Genomic DNA, 19,622 nt, shown 5'->3' on the forward strand with positions numbered 1-19,622 from the left:
GCGGAAATAAAATTAGGATGTAAAACAATGTATGGACTTTTTGAAGATGAAGATGATCTATTAACAGGCTCACCAAAGAGCAAGTTGATGGATATCATTTTTCATGCTAATAATGATGTAGTAAGATACGAGTTAGAGAACTTTATCGACAGAGCGGCTGCAATGGAGATGATGATAAGAGAGAAGTGCGGCGATAAATTCAGCGATGACGGTGATGAGATAGAAAAAGAGATACGCTCTTTCATTCTCTCTAGAAGAGACGAAGTTGATGATTTTGCAAAAAACTTATATATTGAGATGATGGGTTCAATTTTATCAAAGAGTGAATAGTTGAAAACAGTTTTACGACTATTTACTCTCTTGCTCTTTAGTTTTAGTTTCATTTTTGCAAATAATTTTGCACAAAGCAGAGAAATGTCACTCAAAAAAGATGAGCAAAAGAAAATTCTTGTAAAATATGACAACAAAGAGAAAATATTTAAATTTAGATGGACACTCTATAAAAACGGTGGATTGGTAGTTTTTAGAGAATATGACAGAATTGTTGCTCAAAATGTACTCTATTTAAGACATAAAAACCGAAGTTTCAGAGTTGAGTTAAAGACGAGAGGCGCAGATTTTTACAATACGCCCTATATGTTGGTTAAATTTAAAGAGTTTGACCAAAAATCAAATAAGGCACTATTTGAAATCTTTTTATCGGATGATAAAGGGCAGATAGTACTTGAAGATCTAAATAACGGCTAAAGAGGGACGATGCAGAGAGTTGAGAGTGAAATAGCAAGATTAATTGGGGAGATAGAGTATGATGAAGTTACACGCCTTTTCAGTACGCTCTCAGGCGGTAAGAGACTTAGAGCAAAGCTAATTTTAAAGATCGCACCCTCAAGCGAGAGAGCCCCTCTTTTAGCAGCTATCGTAGAACTTATTCACGCTGCGAGCTTGCTTCATGATGATGTAATAGATGAAGCAATACTAAGACGCGGCGTAGCTTCCGTCAATGCGACTGAGGGAAGTAAAAACGCTGTTATGCTTGGAGATATTTTATACTCAAAAGCTTTTAGTGAACTTGTCTCGTTTGATAGGGGTATTGCCAAGATGATCGCCTCAAGCGTTACTGCTTTAAGCAAGGGCGAGATGATGGATGTAAAAATGGCGCAGAGTTTTAACGACGATGAAGAGAGATATCTTGAGATGCTATATCTAAAAACTGCCACTCTAATTGAAGCGGCAGCCCACGGGGCTGCAACCTTAGCGGGCAAAGATCCACTTTCCCACGCCCTCTACGGAAGAAACCTCGGTCTCTCTTTTCAGATAATAGACGATATACTAGACATCACAAGTGACGCGGCAACTCTTGGAAAGCCCGCAATGAACGATTTTGTAGAAGGTAAATGCACGCTGCCGTATATTTATCTTTACAGAGTCCTAAGCGGTGATGAAAAAGAGAGGCTAAAGAGCCTTCACGCAAAAGTTTTGAGTGAAGATGAAAGCGCATGGATCAGAGATAAGATGCAAGAGTACAAGAGTGTTGAGAGATCTTTTGAGTTGGCGCAAAAATTATCAGATGAGGCGATGAATGCAATGAAAAATGACGAACAGCTCATAAATATTTTACAGACCATGATAAAAAGAAGTTACTGATGCACTATTTAAATATAAGTTTTTCACATAAAAATTCAACTATGGAAGTAAGGGAGAAGCTCTCTTATAAAGATGAGCAATCCAAGATGGGGTGTTTGACTAAGTTAAACTCTAGCCCTGCAATAAACGAGTCTATCCTGATCTCTACTTGTAACCGCATGGAGGTGTTCTGCAGCTGTAGCGATGTGGCAGAGGCAACTCAGCATATTTTTAACATGTTAACGGCAAGGTCAGGAATTTCAATAGATGAACTTGAGGGAAGAGCTAGCATATTTGATGACAGCAGTGCTATTCATCATGTATTTTCGGTAGCTTCTTCACTTGATTCGATGGTCGTAGGCGAGACGCAGATCGCAGGACAGCTAAAAGATGCATTTAGATTCTCATACGACAAGGGTTTCTGCGGTCAAAAACTTGCTCGCGCAATGCACCACGCTTTTAAGTGTGCGGCAAAAGTCAGAAATGCGACCGATATCTCTTCAAAACCTGTCTCGATCGCAAGTGTTGCGGTTTCAAAGCTAAAGTCTGTATTAGAGAGCGTCGAGGGTAAAAAAGCATTGGTTATCGGTGTCGGAGAGATGTCTGAGATCACCGCTAAACATCTAGTGTCTAGTGGGGCTGATGTGTATATTATGAACAGAACCTCAAGCAAAGCTAAAAAATTGGCAGAGGAGTGCGGCGTTAAAACTTTGGATATGTGCGAATTGCCAAAAGCGGTAAATGATTTTGAGATTCTTTTTACGGCGACTTCTGCAACTGAACCTATAATAACAGATGAGATCATCCAGTCTTGCGACTTTGACAGATTTTGGTTTGATATGGCGCTTCCGCGTGATATTAACTACCACAAAGGCGAGCGAATCAATCTCTATGTAATAGATGATCTAAAAAATATCGTAGATGAGAATATGACGCTTCGTGAAGATAGTGCTAGAAAAGCTCACGGTATCGTGGGAAGAAGCACGGTAGAGTTCTTTGAGTGGCTAAATACTTTAAACATAGAGCCAATGATCAAAGAGATATATCAAAAGGCTTTTGAAGCTGCAAGAGTAGAGACACAAAGAGTCATTAATAAAGGCTTTATTCCAAGAGAGTATGAAGAACAGATCGCCAAGATGAGCGAGCAGGTAATGAAGAGATTCCTTCATGAGATGACCTCTAAAATGCGTAGTGTTTCAGAAGAGTCAAAAGCGGATATGGTGACAAGTGCACTACAGTTTTTGATACAAAAAGATAAAAGCGACATGCCTGATAAATACAAGTGCGAGCATGCCTTAAACATTATAGAAGGACAATAATTGAGAAGAAGCAGAGCGTTTGTTCCAACAACAAAAGAGGCGCCATCCGATGCAACACTGCCAAGCCATAAATTTTTAATTAGAGGCGGTTTTATAAACAGCCAAGGTGCCGGACTTTATAACTTTATGCCTCTTGGCAAGATCGTGTTAGAAAAAATAAGAGCTATTGTAAAAGAGGAGCTTGATCGCTCTGGGTGCCAAGAGGTACAGCTTAGTTTTGTTACACCTATCGGTTTGTGGGAGAGAAGCGGCAGATCCGAGGCTATGGGAAAAGAGATGCTTCGCATAAAGGACAGACACGAAAACGAGTTTGTGCTTAGCCCCACAAATGAAGAGGCTATGGTTGAGATGGTAAAAAACAGAGTCACCAGCTACAAAGACCTGCCGCTTAATCTATACCAGATCAATACAAAATTTCGCGATGAGGCAAGACCTAGATATGGACTTATGCGCGGTCGCGAGTTTTTGATGAAAGACGGATACTCTTTTCACTCCTCTGTGGAGGATATGATAAGAGAGTTTGATCTTATGGAAGAGACATATAAAAAGATATTTACAAGACTCGGGCTTGATTTTAGAGTAGTTGCGGCTGACAGCGGTGCTATCGGCGGAGAGGGGAGTAAAGAGTTTCATGTCTTGGCAAACAGCGGCGAAGATACTCTTGTAGTCTGCGAGGCTTGTGATTACGGCGCAAATATAGAGACCATCTATGAGAGCGAAGAGGAGATCGATGCACTAAAGATAAAATCTTACGAGGAGCTTCAAGAGCTAACTATTGAGAAGCGCTGCTCTTGCGGATCTGAGCTTCATTTTAAAAAAGGTATTGAAGTCGGGCACATCTTTCAGCTCGGAACTAAGTACTCTGCAGCGCTTGAAGCGCATTTCAACGATGAAAACGGAAGATCGAAGCCTTTTGAGATGGCTACGTTCGGCATAGGCGTGAGCAGACTTGTAGCGGCTGTGATTGAGCAGAATCATGATGAGAGTGGATGTATTTGGACAAAAGCGACCGCTCCATATGTGGTCAATATTATGATCTCAAATATTAAAGATGACGCTCAGGTAAATCTCGGCGAAGAGCTTTATACAAAACTTCAAGAATCAAATGTAGATGTTATGCTTGATGATTCTAAAGAGAGATTCGGTTTTAAGATGAAAGATGCGGAGCTTATAGGCTTCCCTTACACGGTTGTCATAGGTAAAGAGCTTGAAAACGGTCTAGTTCAGGTATTTGAGAGAAAAACAAAAGAGAGTATCTCCGTAAAAGCTGATGAGATCTTTGAAAAAATAACGGAACTTCTTAAGTAATGATATATTTTATACTCTACCTCTTTTTGGAAGTCATAATCTCGGTAAACATATCATCTGCCATCGGTGGTTTGGCAACATTTTTTGAGATACTTCTAAGCGCATTTATCGGGCTTATGATATTGGCTAATTTCAAATCAACTCTTAGAGAAAATTTTATGGCGGTATCATACAACTGTATCGATCTGCAGCAGTTTCAAAGCCTTAATCTCTTTACGATCATAGGGGCTATCTTGCTTATAGTGCCTGGTTTTTTAACGGACATTATCGGCGCTTTACTGCAGTTTAGCATATTTACGACTATGCTCGTTAATCGTTATAATGTAAAATCAGACAAATGCAAAAAAGAAGATGAATACAACAGTTTAAAAAAGGATAATGATGTCATTGATGTTGAAATTATTAGCGACAATAGCTCTAATAAGTAGTTTTGTAAGTGCGCAAGATTTAGAACAAAAAATAGAGACATTTATAGAGAACAGTTTTGATAATAATCCAAACGTAAAATCTATGAATGTTAAAATTTTAAGTAAAAACAGCGTTGAAGGGCATGAAAAGTGGAGTGCCTATGTAGTCGAGTTGGACGCTATTTTAAAAAAAGATGGACGACAGGTAGTTCAAAAGATGCTCTGGTTCTCAGATGGAGAGATTTTGACAAAAGAGCTTTTTGATATACAAAGCGCAAAAGCGATGAGCGATTTTGTCTCTATCCCTTTTAAAGATGAGTACTATAAAAGAGAGAACCTGATCTCAGGAAATCCAAATGCAAAATACAAGGTTGCTATTTTCTCAGATCCGCTTTGCCCATTTTGTAAATCTTACGTTCCTGAAGCGATCAACTTTATGAAAAAAGAGCCTAACAAATATGCAGTGTATTATTATCATTTTCCACTAGAGACGCTTCATCCCGCTGCGGTCGAGCTTGTAAAAGCAGCTATAGCTCTTGAACTCAAGGGGAGAAAAAACGTAGTGCTTGACCTCTACAAAGTCAAGGTAGATCCAAAAGAGAGATCTCATGAGAAGATTTTAGCCGAGTTCAACAAGACAATGAAATCAAATATCAAGCCGTTTGAACTTCTCTCAAAAGAGGTTACGGCTCATTTTAAGAGTGATCTTGAGATAGCTGACAAGATGATGGTCAACGGCACACCGATGGTCTTTTTTGACGGAAAGTTAGATAAAACAAAAATGAAATATAAAGAGGCAAAATAATGAAAAAATTAGTAATAGCAACAAGGGGTTCACAGCTTGCACTTTGGCAATCAAATCATATAAAGGCTGTTTTAGAGGAGCAAAATCCCGGTTTAGAGGTTGAGCTTAATGTGATTGTGACTACGGGGGACAGGATCCAAGATAAGGCACTATCTAAAATAGGTGGCAAAGGGCTCTTTTTAAAAGAGCTTGAAGAGGCGATGCTTAGAGGCGAGGCTCAGATTGCCGTTCACTCTCTAAAAGATGTTCCGACAGTTATGCCTGATGGGCTTTTACTGGCTGCTATTACGGAGAGAGAGGATTGCAGAGATGCACTTCTTTCCCAAAAATATGCAAATATTGATTCACTTCCGCAAGGTGCGGTAGTCGGCACATCTTCTCTTCGCCGTCGTATGCAGATAGAGAAGCTTCGTCCAGACTTGGTCATAAAAGATCTAAGAGGCAATGTCGATACAAGAATAAGAAAGCTAAAAGAGGGAGAGTTTGACGCTATTATCTTAGCGGCTGCGGGGATAAACAGACTCTCTTTACTAGATGCAGTAAAACACGTATACCCGATCTCTCTGGAGGAGATGGTTCCATCTATGGGTCAGGGAGCACTTGGTATTGAAGCGGTAAACGATGCAGAGGTCTTAAAGATAGTTGCAGGACTTGAAGATGAGTACAGCAGAATAGAGACTACTATCGAGAGAAGTTTTGTTGATGAACTAGAGGGCGGATGTCAGGTTCCTATCGGTGTCAATGCATCTGTTTTAGAGGATGGAAATGTAAGCATTAAAGCAGTTCTTGGTCTTCCTGATGGAACAGAGATGCTTAGTGATTCAAAAATAACATCCAAAAGAGATTACCAAAGCGTAGGCAGAGAGATGGCATCAGAGTTTATAGCAAGAGGTGCTAAAGAGCTTCTTGTGCGTGCTGAAGCCATGATGGAAAACAAATAGAATGAAGAGAACTATCGAGCTACTTAGAAAAAATGATGAGTTAAGAGTAATAGAAGAAGAGCTTGATATATATCTTGAGATACCTCACTTGGCTTATGCAGAGGTAAAGAAAAAAGATGGCGGCAAGGCACTTCTATTTACAAACGTAGTTGATAAGAAAAGCGGAAAAAAATTTCAAGAGAGCGTTTTTATGAATGTTTTTGGCTCATACAGACGTTGTGAGCTGCTCTTTGGAAGAACAATAGAGTCGGTTGCCGATGAGATAACAAAACTTCTTCACATGAAGCCGCCTGAAGGTTTTTTCAACAAGCTCTCAATGGCAGGTGAACTTTTTGCCCTTAAAAACATATTTCCAAAAAAGTTAAAGGGTAGCGGGGTTTGTCAGCAGATAAAATATTTAGATGAAAATATAGATCTCTACAAGCTTCCTGTACTGACTACTTGGGAGCAAGACGGAGGCCCTTTTATAACAATGGGTCAGGTCTATACGCAGAGCCTTGACGGTGAGATGGTTAACCTTGGAATGTATAGACTTCAAGTGTACGATAAAAATCATTTGGGGATGCATTGGCAGATTCATAAAGATTCCTCTCACTTTTTTGATCAGTATCAAAAAGCCGGCAAGAAGATGCCGGTCTCAATTGCTATCGGAGGAGATCCTCTATATACATGGTGTGCTACTGCTCCGCTTCCGTATGGCGTAAACGAACTTTTAATGTACGGACTTATAAAAAAAGAGCCTGCAAAGCTTGTAAAGTCTCTTACAACACCTCTATATATTCCGCAAGATGTTGATTATGTCATCGAGGGGTGGGTGGATACACAGGAGATGAAAATAGAGGGTCCTTTTGGGGATCACACGGGTTATTATACGCTCAAAGAGCCATACCCTGTTATGGAAGTAAGCGCGATAACTACGAAAAAAGAGCCGGTTTTTTTAGCTACCGTTGTAGGAAAACCGCCGCTTGAAGATAAGTATATGGGCTGGGCTACGGGGAAGATATTTTTCCCTCTTTTAAAAACGACCGCACCCGATCTGCTGGATTATCATATGCCTGAGAATGCAGGTTTTCACAATCTCATTTTAGCAAAGATGAAACCGTTATATAAAGGTCATGCAAAGCAGTTTATGCACGCTTTTTGGGGTGCTGGACAGATGAGCTTTGTAAAACATGCCATATTTTTGGACGAAAAGGCTCCTACTCTGGAGAATTATGAGGCAGTTGCTACATATATACTCGATAGATTTGCGCCTAAATCTCTCTTTATAACCGAGGGTATTTTAGATGCTCTTGATCACTCTTCTCCCGAAACGCTTGTTGGCGGAAAATTGGGAATCGATGCTACTTCTGCAAATAAAGTGGAAGCACCTCAGCTTTTAGGTGATGAGGAGCTTTTAAGAAGGGTTAAAGAGCTTGTCCCAGATGCTGTTAACCTACATCAGTTTATGAGAAGAACAAAGAACCCTATAACTGTTATATCTGTAAGAAAAACAAAAAATGCAAAGAGCTACTTTGACGCTTTAGTAGAGTTGAGCATGCATATGAGAGTGGTTGTCTTTGTAGATGAAGCAAAGAATGATATTTTTAACCCGTATATGCTCATCTGGAGAGTTACAAACAATATGGATGCCATGAGAGATGTTTATATATCTGCTTTGATGGTGGGAGTTGATGGAACAAACAAAAATCTTCTTGACGGATTTAGTAGAGAGTGGCCTGATGATGTTGAGTGCACACAGAGTGTCGTAGATGCCTTAAAGCAAAAAGGTGTGTGGGATTTAAGCGATAAAATGTATGAAAAGTTTCAATTGTAATTATTTAATCTCTTTTTCTCTTATTATAAGGTTAATATAATAAATAGTGATGTAACATAATCAATCATTATAGGGGTTTAACGCATGAGTAAGTTTTTAATGTTTGTCCTATCTATATCTATTTTTACTTCAATTAGTGCAAGTGCTGCGATATATAAAGGGCAAAGAGAGTTCGTAAGAAATTGCGTCAAATGCCATAAAGCAGGACAAAGTTACATTGCGACAAAAAGAAAGATAGAGTGGAAGAGCTATACTAGGGCTAAAGGAAAGAGACTCCAAGATATTCACTTAAAGAGTGATAAAGCTAAAAAGTCTCATAAATATTTTGAGAGCAAAAAGTTTTCTAAAAATACCAGACATTTAGAGGATTTTTTACTCGAATACGCAAAAGACAGCGGTAACGTTCCGGCTTGTAATTAAATAATAACTTCAGCAGAGATCAGAAGTACTAACTTCGCCTCTTTGCAAAGACTCTTCACTTTGTAAAAATCACTTAATTTAGTTAAAATACCAAACTTTTTAATATATCAAGGAATAATTATGGAAAAAATGTGGTCAGGCCGTTTTTCTGCAGGCTCATCAAATCTTTTAGATCAGTTTAACGCATCCATCATGTTTGATAGAAAACTATATCGTGAGGATATAGAGGGCTCTTTAGCACATGCCCAGATGCTTGCAAAGCAGGGTATCTTAACTGCCGATGAACTCTCCCAGATCACACAAGGGCTCACTCAAGTAAAAGAGGAGATAGAGTCAGGTCTATTTGAGTGGAAAATCTCGGATGAAGATCTTCATATGGGCATAGAGAAGCGTTTGACTGCTATTATCGGTGATGCAGGAAAAAAACTCCATACTGCAAGAAGCAGAAATGATCAGATCGCGGTAGATTTTCGCCGTTATGTTCTTCGTAAAAATTTAGAGATTGTAGATGCCATAAAGCTGCTAATGCAAGAGATATTGGTCGTTGCATCTAAGCACACTGAAACTCTAATACCGGGTATGACACATCTTCAGCATGCTCAGCCTGTCAATTTTGCTTTTCATCTGGGTGCGTATCTCTCAATGTTCAAAAGAGATATAGAGAGATTTGAGAGCTCACATGCAAGAAATAACGTCTCTCCGCTTGGATGCGCTGCACTTGCTGGAACACCGCATAAAATAGACAGAGATATGACGGCTCAGCTTCTGGGCTTTGATAGCGTAAGTGTTAACTGTCTAGATACCGTAAGCGACAGAGATTTTGCTTTAGAGATATTGTTCAGTATATCAACAATGATGATGCATATATCACGTCTGAGTGAAGAGCTTGTTATGTGGTCAAGTTATGAGTTCAAGTTTGTAGAGCTCAGCGATGAGTACTCTACCGGTTCATCAATAATGCCGCAGAAGAAAAACCCTGACGTTCCTGAACTTCTTCGCGGCAAGACAGGTCGTGTTTACGGCTCTTTGATGGGGCTTCTGACTGTTATGAAAGCTCTTCCATTAGCATACAACAAAGATACTCAAGAGGACAAAGAGGGTGTTTTTGATGCGGTTGAGACAGCTGAAATATCATTAGAGATATTAAAAGAGGCTATCAAGACTATGCAGGTAAAAGAGCAAAATATGAACAGTGCATGTAAAGTAGGGCACTTGAGCGCTACCGATCTGGCAGATTATCTGGTTCAAAAGTGCGATATCCCTTTTAGAGAAGCACACTTTATTACGGGTAAAGCTGTTGCAAAAAGCGAAGAGCTGAAAATTGATCTAAGCGATATAGAGCTGAAATATCTTCAAGAGATAGATAAGAGAATCGGCGAGGATGTTTTAGAGTTTCTCTCAATTGACAACTCTATGAATGCAAGAACTTCTGCAGGCGGAACATCTACGCAAAGAACCAAAGAGCAGCTGGAATATTTTAGAAATTTTTTAAAGGAGAAGTAATGAAGGTTACTGTTTCTCACCAAGATAGTATGAAATTTGAGGCTAAAACAGAAAAAAGCAGTTTTGTGATTGACTGTCCGCAGATAACGCCTGTCGAGTATTTTTTGGCAGGTATTATCACCTGCAGTGCAACGGATATTGTTTTACTGCCTAAAAATCAAGGCAAAACCGTTACAGACCTTGTGGTGGAGGGCGATGCAATAAGAAATGATGAGCATCCAAGAAAGTTCAACACTCTGCATCTTGAGTACAGCTTTAACTCCGATGGAGATGACATGATGGCGGCTCGCTGGGTCATGGCATCTTTGGAGACATACTGCTCTACAATAAACACCATTAGAGACTCCGTCGTTATCTCATACTCAATAACTCATAACGGAAATAAGATAAGAAAAAATGAGAAGATGATCTCTGGCGGTGGAAGCAAGATAGACATGGGCGAGATCGAGAGTTGCCCCTCATAGGAATTTATACACTAAAACGAACGCGTCCGTTTTAGTGGCAGGGACTAAAGTCCCTACAACCCCCTAAAGCTACGAAAAACAAGTTTTTCGAGAAGTATAATATTATTGATAAGCTTTATGATAAGATAGCATTCTCTTTGAGACTTTTTTTAGGTACTCTTTAGGCTCGCTGTATTTTAAATCTCTCAGGAGTGCATCATAGACTTCATTTGGTGTCATAGAGTTTATAATCGGAGCAGCTTTATGCATATTGTTCGTTTTGGCAAATGCCCAGGCGACGTTTCCGGCTCCCGTATTATATGCCGCAATAGTACAGTATAGACGGCTTTGCGGGTCTTTTATTTTGTTAAGGTATTTATAGTAAAGAATGTGCAAATAGGCACTTCCCATAGTGATGTTGTTCTTGCTGTTGTAGAGATAACTGCCTGAGACTATTTTTTTCTCTTTGTATAAAAATAGATAGCTGTCGATCCCTGCTGTTTTAGGGACTATTTGCATTAATCCGTAAGCAGGTATATGAGATCTTGCTCTTGGATTGTAGCTGCTCTCGGAGTGTATAACGGCAAATATAAGAGGCACGGGAATATTCTGTTTTAACGACTGCTTTTTAACCTCTTCGTAGTATATTTTCGATCTCTTTAGCATTGCGTCTGAGGGCATTGACACATTTAGCGTATAGATCCTCTCACCTTTTACTTTTTTTGAACTGCTTGATCTGATATTTTCATCTTTTGCTTTTTCATTCACATAGGAGATAAGAGCATCTTTTGATGGCTCTTTGTCAAATATAACGGTTGAGAGAATAGGCTCTGCTTTGATCTCATCATCTGCCATGTAAGAGGGTTTTTTTATCTTTGAGAGCCTCTGTTCAAGGAGATCGCTCTCATGCGCTTTTTTTGTATCTATAGTAACTACGTTGGCAAGAGCTTTTTTAAGCTTCTCTTTTGCCTCTTGTTCGGATGATGCTATAGTCTCTACAACGATAGTCTCATTTTCAAAATCAACATCTGTTCTTGTCTTTTTATCTTCACTGTAAGCTACCCATCTTTTTTTTGTTGAAATTATGGGATCTTCCCAAAAGAGGCTTAGTTCTTTTGTATATTTGTCATACTCTTTTTGCAGTGAGTTTTGATAGGAGTTAAACTCATCTTCTATACCTGTTTTGTAGGAGCTGAACTGACTTTTTTGATTTTCAAAAGCCCCCATCTGAGTCTTTTGAAAATCATTTGAACTTTGTGCTAAAAGTAGTGAAGATAGAGATAGAGAGATCAGGGTTTTAACGAACATAGTCTCTTAAAATTTTCCCATAGGATCCGCATCGCTCAGGTGTGACCAGGCAAGCTTTGCACCGCCTACTATATGAAAGTGCAGGTGCTTGACCTCCTGTCCTCCGTTATCGCCGACATTTGTTATCACTCTGTAACCGCTTTTATCGATTCCCATCTCTTTTGCGACATCTTGCATAAATTTAGTCATTCCCTCCATAGTCTGAGGGCTAACTTCGTTGAAACTATCTACATGAGTTTTCGGGATTGCGAGCACATGAATCGGAGCTTTTGGATTAATGTCATGAAACGCCATGAACTCCTCGTTTTCTAATATAATATTTGAAGGAATTTCATTGTTTATAATCTTGCAAAATATGCACATCTGTGCTCCTTTTTTTATTTATTGTAACATATAAAAGAGTAAATGAAGCTATATATAAATTATATTTGACTATAATCAACTTCAAAATTTAAGAGGGTATTTCCCTCAGATATGGGTGAGTCTATTGAAAGAGTGGTATGACGCAATAAAAGAAGCACAGAGCGTTGAGCGGATTGAAGAGATCCGTATAGCCGTGTTTGGAAAAAAAGGTGTTTTAGCAGCAGAATTTGCAAAAATGAAAAGCGCACCGGACGAAGAAAAATCAAAAATAGCACAAGAGTTAAACACTCATAAAACTGCTTTGATGAACGAGCTGCAGCAGAGAAAGACTATCCTTCAGACGTTGGAGCTAGAAGCGCATATGAAGGCAGAGGCTATAGATGTCTCTATGTACAGCACAAACTCTGAATCAGGTGCATTGCACCCGGTTATGGAGACTATGGATAGAATCGTAGAGTATTTCTCGTCTATGAATTTTGCCGTTAAAACAGGGAATATGGTAGAAGATGATTTTAACAACTTTGAAGCTCTAAATCTTCCAAAATATCATCCTGCACGCGATATGCAGGACACTTTCTATTTCAGGGACGAGATGCTGCTTCGCACGCATACATCGCCTGTTCAGATAAGAACGATGATGAACTCCAAGCCTCCTATACGTATGATAGCTCCGGGGGCTGTCTTTAGAAGAGATTATGATATTACTCATACTCCAATGTTTCATCAGGTCGAGGGGCTTTTAGTAGATGAAGAGGGGAAGGTCTCTTTTGCAAATCTGAAATTTATTTTAGAAGATTTTTTAAAGTATATGTTCGGTGACGTAGATGTCCGTTTTCGCCCTAGTTTCTTCCCTTTTACGGAACCTTCGGCAGAGGTTGATATCTCATGTGTTTTTTGTAAGGGAAAAGGGTGCAGAGTCTGTTCTAAAACAGGATGGCTTGAAGTACTTGGATGCGGAATTGTTGATCCGAATGTTTTTGAAGCGGTAAAATATGAAAATGTAAGCGGATACGCTTTTGGGCTCGGTGTGGAGAGATTTGCAATGCTTATCCACCACATAGGAGACCTGCGTTCGCTCTTTGAAGGAGATATTAAGTTGTTGGAGCAGTTTCAATGATAGTTACTAGAAGTTGGTTAAACGAGTGGGTGGATCTGAGCAACATCTCCACAGAGGAACTTGTAAAAACATTTAACTCAATAGGTCTTGAAGTAGACAGCATTTCAACATATGAGATCCCTAAAAAGATACTCTTTGGCAGGGTTTTGGATTGTAAAAAGCATCCGGATGCAGACAAGCTCAATGTGTGTCAGGTCGATATAGGGACAAGCGTGCGTCAGATCGTCTGCGGAGCCTCAAATGTAAGAGCTGGACTTGACGTAGTAGTGGCAACTATCGGTGCCGTTATGCCAAGCGGGCTTACAATAAAGCCTGTAAAGCTTCGCGGAGTAGAGTCTGAGGGTATGATCTGTTCGGCTAAAGAGATCGGGCTTGAAGATATTTACGATGGAATAATCGAGCTTGATGGCAGTATAGGGAGCTATACACTTGGCGAAGAGGTCTCTGAGAACCCGATATTCAGCGACGATTTAATCGAGATAGAGCTGACTGCGAACCGCGGTGACTGCTTAAGTATAAGAGGTATAGCCAGAGACTTGTGCGCAGCATATGACAAGTCTCTAAAAGATGAGAAAAAAGATGAAAATGATGATAAAAGAGTAGGGATCGGAAGGATTTTGTCTCTATCGCATGAAAATAATTTAAACGTAAACCTTCGCTACAAGGCCGTTGATCTAAAAGAGTTAAATCTTCCGTTTATAGTAAGATTGAGGCTGGCGCAGATAGAGAACTCAAGAGAGAGCGACATAGAGTCTCTTATGCACTATGCAACTCATAGCAGCGGGGTTATTTTAAGAGCATACGATCATAGCTTCTTCTGTTCTAAAAATGAGATGCTTGCAAAAGTATCTCTTACGCAGGATGAAAACGGCTACGCTTCGATAATGACAAAAGAGAATAAAAAAGCCTCTACTGTCGGAATAATTCAAGAAGATGAGTCAAAAGTAACCGACGAGAAGGGTGTTGTCCTTATAGAGGCAAGCTATATTCCCCCTGAAATAATCTCTAAAAAAATGCAAGAGTCAAAGATGCTTGCAGGTCCGATGTACTACAGAACTTCAAGAGGGAGTGAACCGGATCTGGATGTAGGTCTATGCTACTGTGTCGGTATACTGGAGTCTAATTCAGCTTCATCGGTCTTTGGCGGCACTATTGAGCTTGGCGATTCTCATGAAGATAAGATAATCAGTGTCAGCAAAAAAGAGATAGATGAGATAATCGGTGCTAACATCGACAAGGCTAAGATCACAAAAATACTTAAAAATCTCGGTTTTGATACGACAAAATCTTCTGCGAACAATTTTGTTGTCTCTGTTCCTAAATTTAGACATGATATATCCAATAAACAAGATATTGTAGAGGAGATCGTCCGCCTTGTGGGGATTGACAATATCCCCTCAAAACCTTTTAGCTTCACAGAAGAGAATAGACTAAAAGATGACTATTTTGCCTACAAAAAGAAGCGTGATTATAGACATAAAGCTGCATTTAGCGGCTTTTTTGAGTCGGTTCACTTTGTTTTTGATGAGAAGAGGGTTTTAGAGCAGTACGGTTTTGAGACCCTAGATGAGGGTAAAGAGCTTCTAAACCCGATCGTCAATACTCTTGATACACTAAGATCTACTCTTCTAACCGGTCTTTTAAAAGCGGCGTCAAACAACTCTAAAAATGGCTATTATTCTGTAAAGCTATTTGAAGTCGGTTCCGTATTTAACTCCCAAAGAGAGGAGTCAATGAGGATGGCAGTTCTATTCTCAGGTGACAGAGAGCTTGAGAGTCTCTCAAACGCAGGTAAACCATCAAAGGTTGACTTTGGATTTTTTACTCAAAAGATCTCAAACATCATCGGAGAGTTTGAACTAAGAGAGTTTAAAACAGAGCACTCGCTCTCTCATCCATTTCAATCTGCTCAGATCATTATCGGAGATGAAAGTGTAGGGGAGCTGTTTCGCGTTCATCCGGATGTAGAAGAGAGTTATGATCTTGATGTGACCTATATGTGTGAACTTGATTTCTCTAAGCTTCCAAGCGGACTAAAGAGTGCTAAAAACAGCTCAAGATATCAGGCGTCACACAGAGACTTGAGTCTTGTTATGCCAAAAGATATGGGTTATGATAAGGTCAAGGGTGTTATAGAGGAGTCCTCGGTAGAGAATCTTATCCGCTTCTACCCGGTTGATAAATACAGCGATAAATCTTTGGGTCAAAATATGAGTTTGACGATAAGATTTGTTCTTCAGTCGATGGATAAGACGCTAGAAGAGGATGATATTACCAAATCTATGCAGAGTATACTAGATGCACTAAAAGATAAATTGGGAATCACTATTAGATGAGAAGCGTAAAAGTTACAATAGCGTCACCATTCTCACTTGCAATATCTGAGATAGCACCCGATAAATCAATATCTCACCGCTGTGCTATGTTTGCTATGCTAGCAGATGGAACAAGCGAGATCACTAACTTTTTAAGAGCTGAAGATACTTTAAACTCTCTTAATATAGTAAAAAATCTCGGCGCAATGGTGGTTGATGATGGAGAAGTTATCAGGATAAGTTCAGAGGGGATCAAAGAGAGCAGCGAGATACTTGACTGTGGAAATTCCGGAACAGGAATGAGGCTTTTTTGCGGACTTTTAAGCTCGGCAGAGGGGCATTTTGTCCTAACGGGAGATGAGTATCTAAGACGCCGTCCAATGAAGCGAGTGACTGCACCTTTGCGTGACATCGGTGCAAAACTTGATGGCAGAAATGATGGCGATCTGGCACCGCTAAGTATTAGAGGTGCATCTCTCAAGGCGTTTAACTACGAGAGTAAAATCGCTTCTGCACAGGTTAAAAGTGCGATGATCTTGGCAGCTCTTAGAGCAGACGGTGAGTGCAGTTACAGCGAACCTGAACTGAGTCGTGACCATACAGAGAGAATGTTAAAAGGGATGGGTGCCCAGATCGAGACGGATGGCTTGATTACAATAATAAAGCCTATGAAAAAGCTTCTCTCTCCGTTAAAAATAAGAGTACCCTCAGATCCCTCAAGCGCATTTTTCTTTGCCGTTGCCGCTGCGATCACACCCGGTTCTGATGTCGTGCTGGAGGGTGTTACTTTAAATCCGACACGTATAGAGGCGTTCAAGGCGTTAGAGAGAATGGGAGCTGATATCAGCTATGAGACGACTGAGAACAAGTATGAGCCGATCGGAAATATACGCGTAAAACACTCTCCTCTTAAGGCCATAATCGTTGAAGATAATATCTCTTGGCTGATTGACGAGCTTCCTGCCCTCTCTATAGCCTTTGCATGTGCAGATGGCGTGAGCGTGGTTAAAAATGCCGAGGAGCTTCGTGTAAAAGAGAGCGATAGGATATCAACAGTAGTTAACGGACTTAGGGCTTGCGGCATAGAGGTTGAAGAGGTCCATGACGGCTACAGTGTAAAGGGTGGAGAGCTGAGAGCCTCTACGATAGACAGCCACGGAGACCATAGAATTGCTATGAGCTTTATTATCGCCGGAGCAAAATGCTCAATGCACGTGACGGATATAGAGTGTATAAATACCTCTTTTCCAAACTTTTTCGAGATATTTCAAAAAATAACGAAAGTAGAGTTTTTATAGATGAAGATAGAGCTAGCTGAGAGTTACGGTTTTTGTTTCGGTGTAAAGCGTGCAATTAAAATTGCAGAAGATAATAAAAACTCCTCTACTTACGGACCCCTTATCCATAATTCAAAAGAGATCGAGAGGCTTGAGAAAGACTTTAAAGTCGGACTTACTGACGATCACAGAAGCTTCTCTTCGGGTGATAAAGCGGTCATACGTACACACGGCATACCCAAAAATGAGCTCTCAGAGCTAAAAGCAAACAACGTAAATGTTGTAGATGCGACTTGCCCATATGTTACAAAACCGCAGCAGATATGCCAAGAGATGAGTGAGCAGGGCTACGACATTATCATCTTTGGAGACGAGGCTCATCCCGAGATAAAGGGTGTTAAGAGTTACGCGACTTACGGAGCGACCGTAGTTACCTCTCCAAAAGAGCTTGAAGATCTAAAGTTAAAAGATAAGATAGCTTTAGTTGCTCAGACAACAAGAAAAGTTGAAGACTATTTGGAAGTGGCAAATTATCTTATACCGCGTCATAAAGAGGTGAGGGTCTTTAACACCATCTGTAACGCGACATTTGAAAACCAAGAGGCAGTTAGAAAAATATCAAAAAAAGCCGACGTTATGATAATCATAGGCGGAAAAAATTCATCAAACACAAAACAGTTATTTAGCATCTCCCATGACAACTGTAAAGACAGCTACCATATCGAAGACGAGAATGATCTCGATTTTTCATGGTTTGATGGCAAAGAGTTCTGCGGAATAAGTGCTGGAGCATCCACACCTGACTGGATCATACAAAATGTTGTAAATGCTATAGAGAAGAATCAGCAAACAAAAAACAGCTAGAGTATAGCGTCCGAATTTTACACACTTTTACCCGCAAAAATATCTTTTAATCCTCTTAATTTATATCCGATTAATGCTAAAGTTATCAATAATTGGGTATAATCACGAAATTTTTATGTAACAGAGGATAGGTAATGGCGTTCGATAACGAATCATTTGAAGAAGAAGAAAATTTTGCGGAGATGTTTGCTGCTAGCGAGAAGCAGCAGGAAACAAGCCGCATTGTTGAGGGTGAAATTGTAGAAATCCAAGCGGATGAAAATAGAGCACTAGTAGGTGTTGGCGATAAACTAGAGGGTATTCTTAGTTTAGACGAAATCAGTGAAAATGGTGAACTTAAGTTTAATGTTGGCGACAAGATTAAAGTAATGGTAACGGGATACTATAACGAGCGTCCTAAAATATCTTACAAAAAAGTACTTGAGCAGCAAAAAACAATAGACTTTATTGATAAATACAAAGAGAACTTTGAAGATTTAGTTATTGACGGTGTTATCACCAAGAAGAACCGTGGCGGTTACGTTGTAGAAGCTGACGGTGTATCTTTCTTTATGCCTCGTTCATTGGCTGCTTTTAAAGAGAGTGACGAAGTTGTAGGTCGCAAGATAAAAGCTCAAGTCGTGAAAATCGATGAAGAGCAGAACTCTATTGTTGTATCTCGCCGTAAACTTTTTAATGATGAGCGTAAAAAGAAAAAAGAGATAATTGACAAGTTGATGGAAGATGATTCTGTTGTAGAGGGAACTATCAAGAAGATAACAAGCTACGGTATGTTCGTAGATGTTGGCGGTGTAGATGGTTTAGTTCACTACAACGAGATCAGCTATAAAGGTCCTGTTAATCCGTCAAAACTCTATAAAGAGGGTGACACTGTAGGTGTTAAAGCAATCTCTTACGATAAAGACAAAAGACATCTTTCACTATCTATCAAAGCGGTTCATCCTGATCCATGGGAAGAAGTTGAGAGCGAACTGGACGAAGGCGATACAATTACAGTTACTGTTTCAAACATTGAAGCGTATGGCGTTTTTGTTGATCTGGGAAATGACATTGAAGGTTTCTTGCACATATCTGAGATCTCATGGGATAAAAACGTTAAAAATCCAAATGACTACTTAACAGTAGGAGAAGAGATCGATGTTGAAGTTATCGAGATAAATCCTAAAACTCACAAACTTCGTGTATCACTTAAAAAACTTCTTCCAAAACCGTTTGATGAATTTGTCAAAAACCATAGTGAGGGAGATGTTGTTACAGGAGCTGTTACATCATTGACAGACTTTGGAGCATTTGTACGTATTGATGGTGTTGAGGGTCTTCTTCATAACCAAGATATCTCATGGGACAAAAACGTTAAGTGTAAAGATGTTTTAAAATCTGGTGACGAAGTTGAAGTCAAGATCGCCAAGATCAGCCCTGAAGACCAAAAAATATCACTAAATAGAAAAGCACTTTTAGAGAGTCCCATAGATGCATTCGCTAAAACTCACAAGGTAAACAGCCTTGTTACAGGAACTGTTCGTGACATTAAAGATTTTGGTGTTTTTGTATCTTTAGAAGATGGCGTTGATGCGCTTATCCGTGATGAAGATCTTGCTCCGCTAGAGAAGAGCGAACTTGAGATAGGACAAAAGATCGAAGCTGCAATAGCAGTTATCGATACTCGTCGTGACCGTATCCGCCTCTCTGTAAAAAAACTTGATTACATAAAAAACCAAGCGATGCTTGATGAGATCAACGATGACGAATCACACTCGCTGGGTGATTTGATAAAAGATAAATTTAAGTAAATA

19 protein-coding genes are annotated in these 19,622 nt (G+C 39.8%); 17 read left to right on the plus strand and 2 right to left on the minus strand.

Annotated features, from left to right (window positions below; translation table 11 throughout):
- Positions 1–27 precede the first annotated feature (27 nt).
- The 12 genes from FCU45_RS03340 (at position 28) to FCU45_RS03395 (ending at position 10,606) form a co-directional block, all read left to right on the plus strand.
- Positions 28–330, plus strand: a complete 303-nt coding sequence (locus FCU45_RS03340; protein WP_137012267.1) for a DUF2018 family protein — start codon at positions 28–30, stop codon at positions 328–330.
- Between the two features lie 84 nt (positions 331–414).
- On the plus strand, positions 415–747 hold the full coding sequence (locus tag FCU45_RS03345; RefSeq protein WP_246032228.1) for a hypothetical protein: 333 nt from the start codon (positions 415–417) through the stop codon (positions 745–747).
- A 9-nt stretch (positions 748–756) separates the two neighbouring features.
- The gene (locus tag FCU45_RS03350) at positions 757–1,644 is read left to right on the plus strand and encodes a polyprenyl synthetase family protein (protein WP_137012271.1); all 888 of its coding nucleotides are present in this window, start codon (positions 757–759) and stop codon (positions 1,642–1,644) included.
- Positions 1,644–2,942 carry a glutamyl-tRNA reductase gene (gene hemA, locus FCU45_RS03355; RefSeq protein WP_137012273.1) on the plus strand — a complete coding sequence of 433 codons (1,299 nt, stop codon included), beginning with the start codon at positions 1,644–1,646 and terminating at the stop codon, positions 2,940–2,942. Before FCU45_RS03350 ends, hemA begins: the two co-directional genes overlap by 1 nt.
- Positions 2,943–4,250, plus strand: coding sequence for a proline--tRNA ligase (gene proS / locus FCU45_RS03360; protein ID WP_137012275.1), 1,308 nt, complete (start codon positions 2,943–2,945; stop codon positions 4,248–4,250).
- Entirely contained in the window at positions 4,250–4,678 is a 429-nt protein-coding gene (locus FCU45_RS03365; protein ID WP_137012277.1) for an FxsA family protein, read from the plus strand. Before proS ends, FCU45_RS03365 begins: the two co-directional genes overlap by 1 nt.
- On the plus strand, positions 4,641–5,462 hold the full coding sequence (locus FCU45_RS03370; protein ID WP_246032229.1) for a thioredoxin domain-containing protein: 822 nt from the start codon (positions 4,641–4,643) through the stop codon (positions 5,460–5,462). The genes FCU45_RS03365 and FCU45_RS03370 overlap by 38 nt, the downstream gene beginning before the upstream one ends.
- Positions 5,462–6,403, plus strand: a complete 942-nt coding sequence (gene hemC, locus FCU45_RS03375; RefSeq protein WP_137012281.1) for a hydroxymethylbilane synthase — start codon at positions 5,462–5,464, stop codon at positions 6,401–6,403. Before FCU45_RS03370 ends, hemC begins: the two co-directional genes overlap by 1 nt.
- Before the next feature lies 1 nt (position 6,404).
- A complete protein-coding gene (locus FCU45_RS03380; protein ID WP_137012283.1) occupies positions 6,405–8,219 on the plus strand; it encodes a menaquinone biosynthesis decarboxylase in 1,815 nt (604 codons plus the stop codon).
- A gap of 84 nt (positions 8,220–8,303) precedes the next feature.
- Positions 8,304–8,639: a cytochrome C gene (locus FCU45_RS03385; protein ID WP_137012285.1), complete on the plus strand. Its 336-nt coding sequence runs from the start codon at positions 8,304–8,306 to the stop codon at positions 8,637–8,639.
- 120 nt (positions 8,640–8,759) lie between these two features.
- Entirely contained in the window at positions 8,760–10,142 is a 1,383-nt protein-coding gene (gene argH, locus FCU45_RS03390; RefSeq protein WP_137012287.1) for an argininosuccinate lyase, read from the plus strand.
- Positions 10,142–10,606, plus strand: coding sequence for an OsmC family protein (locus FCU45_RS03395; protein ID WP_137012289.1), 465 nt, complete (start codon positions 10,142–10,144; stop codon positions 10,604–10,606). The genes argH and FCU45_RS03395 overlap by 1 nt, the downstream gene beginning before the upstream one ends.
- 102 nt (positions 10,607–10,708) lie before the next feature.
- Here FCU45_RS03395 and FCU45_RS03400 read toward each other — a convergent pair whose 3' ends face one another.
- Both FCU45_RS03400 and FCU45_RS03405 read right to left on the minus strand, forming a co-directional pair.
- Positions 10,709–11,893: a murein transglycosylase domain-containing protein gene (locus FCU45_RS03400; protein ID WP_137012291.1), complete on the minus strand. Its 1,185-nt coding sequence runs from the start codon at positions 11,891–11,893 to the stop codon at positions 10,709–10,711.
- A gap of 6 nt (positions 11,894–11,899) precedes the next feature.
- Positions 11,900–12,256, minus strand: coding sequence for a histidine triad nucleotide-binding protein (locus FCU45_RS03405; RefSeq protein WP_137012293.1), 357 nt, complete (start codon positions 12,254–12,256; stop codon positions 11,900–11,902).
- A 124-nt stretch (positions 12,257–12,380) separates the two neighbouring features.
- On the opposite strand from FCU45_RS03405, the gene pheS reads away from it, so the two are divergent.
- The 5 genes from pheS to FCU45_RS03430 all read left to right on the plus strand — a co-directional run bounded on the left by pheS (position 12,381) and on the right by FCU45_RS03430 (position 19,619).
- On the plus strand, positions 12,381–13,373 hold the full coding sequence (gene pheS, locus FCU45_RS03410; RefSeq protein ID WP_137012295.1) for a phenylalanine--tRNA ligase subunit alpha: 993 nt from the start codon (positions 12,381–12,383) through the stop codon (positions 13,371–13,373).
- The gene (gene pheT / locus FCU45_RS03415) at positions 13,370–15,709 is read left to right on the plus strand and encodes a phenylalanine--tRNA ligase subunit beta (RefSeq protein ID WP_137012297.1); all 2,340 of its coding nucleotides are present in this window, start codon (positions 13,370–13,372) and stop codon (positions 15,707–15,709) included. Before pheS ends, pheT begins: the two co-directional genes overlap by 4 nt.
- On the plus strand, positions 15,706–16,986 hold the full coding sequence (gene aroA / locus FCU45_RS03420; protein ID WP_137012299.1) for a 3-phosphoshikimate 1-carboxyvinyltransferase: 1,281 nt from the start codon (positions 15,706–15,708) through the stop codon (positions 16,984–16,986). Before pheT ends, aroA begins: the two co-directional genes overlap by 4 nt.
- Entirely contained in the window at positions 16,987–17,829 is an 843-nt protein-coding gene (locus FCU45_RS03425; RefSeq protein ID WP_137012301.1) for a 4-hydroxy-3-methylbut-2-enyl diphosphate reductase, read from the plus strand.
- Positions 17,830–17,963: 134 nt separating this feature from the next.
- Entirely contained in the window at positions 17,964–19,619 is a 1,656-nt protein-coding gene (locus FCU45_RS03430; protein ID WP_137012303.1) for a 30S ribosomal protein S1, read from the plus strand.
- Positions 19,620–19,622: the final 3 nt, after the last annotated feature.

This window comes from Sulfurimonas crateris (assembly GCF_005217605.1).
GTDB lineage: Bacteria > Campylobacterota > Campylobacteria > Campylobacterales > Sulfurimonadaceae > Sulfurimonas > Sulfurimonas crateris.

Excerpts from the sequence above, each read along its gene's own strand:
- FCU45_RS03340 (WP_137012267.1), top strand. The coding sequence starts at position 28 with ATGTATGGACTTTTTGAAGATGAAGATGATCTATTAACAGGCTCACCA.
- FCU45_RS03345 (WP_246032228.1), top strand. The coding sequence starts at position 415 with ATGTCACTCAAAAAAGATGAGCAAAAGAAAATTCTTGTAAAATATGAC.
- FCU45_RS03350 (WP_137012271.1), top strand. The coding sequence starts at position 757 with ATGCAGAGAGTTGAGAGTGAAATAGCAAGATTAATTGGGGAGATAGAG.
- hemA (WP_137012273.1), top strand. The coding sequence starts at position 1,644 with ATGCACTATTTAAATATAAGTTTTTCACATAAAAATTCAACTATGGAA.
- FCU45_RS03365 (WP_137012277.1), top strand. The coding sequence starts at position 4,250 with ATGATATATTTTATACTCTACCTCTTTTTGGAAGTCATAATCTCGGTA.
- FCU45_RS03370 (WP_246032229.1), top strand. The coding sequence starts at position 4,641 with ATGTTGAAATTATTAGCGACAATAGCTCTAATAAGTAGTTTTGTAAGT.
- hemC (WP_137012281.1), top strand. The coding sequence starts at position 5,462 with ATGAAAAAATTAGTAATAGCAACAAGGGGTTCACAGCTTGCACTTTGG.
- FCU45_RS03380 (WP_137012283.1), top strand. The coding sequence starts at position 6,405 with ATGAAGAGAACTATCGAGCTACTTAGAAAAAATGATGAGTTAAGAGTA.
- FCU45_RS03385 (WP_137012285.1), top strand. The coding sequence starts at position 8,304 with ATGAGTAAGTTTTTAATGTTTGTCCTATCTATATCTATTTTTACTTCA.
- argH (WP_137012287.1), top strand. The coding sequence starts at position 8,760 with ATGGAAAAAATGTGGTCAGGCCGTTTTTCTGCAGGCTCATCAAATCTT.
- FCU45_RS03395 (WP_137012289.1), top strand. The coding sequence starts at position 10,142 with ATGAAGGTTACTGTTTCTCACCAAGATAGTATGAAATTTGAGGCTAAA.
- FCU45_RS03400 (WP_137012291.1), bottom strand. The coding sequence starts at position 11,893 with ATGTTCGTTAAAACCCTGATCTCTCTATCTCTATCTTCACTACTTTTA.
- FCU45_RS03405 (WP_137012293.1), bottom strand. The coding sequence starts at position 12,256 with ATGTGCATATTTTGCAAGATTATAAACAATGAAATTCCTTCAAATATT.
- pheT (WP_137012297.1), top strand. The coding sequence starts at position 13,370 with ATGATAGTTACTAGAAGTTGGTTAAACGAGTGGGTGGATCTGAGCAAC.
- aroA (WP_137012299.1), top strand. The coding sequence starts at position 15,706 with ATGAGAAGCGTAAAAGTTACAATAGCGTCACCATTCTCACTTGCAATA.
- FCU45_RS03425 (WP_137012301.1), top strand. The coding sequence starts at position 16,987 with ATGAAGATAGAGCTAGCTGAGAGTTACGGTTTTTGTTTCGGTGTAAAG.
- FCU45_RS03430 (WP_137012303.1), top strand. The coding sequence starts at position 17,964 with ATGGCGTTCGATAACGAATCATTTGAAGAAGAAGAAAATTTTGCGGAG.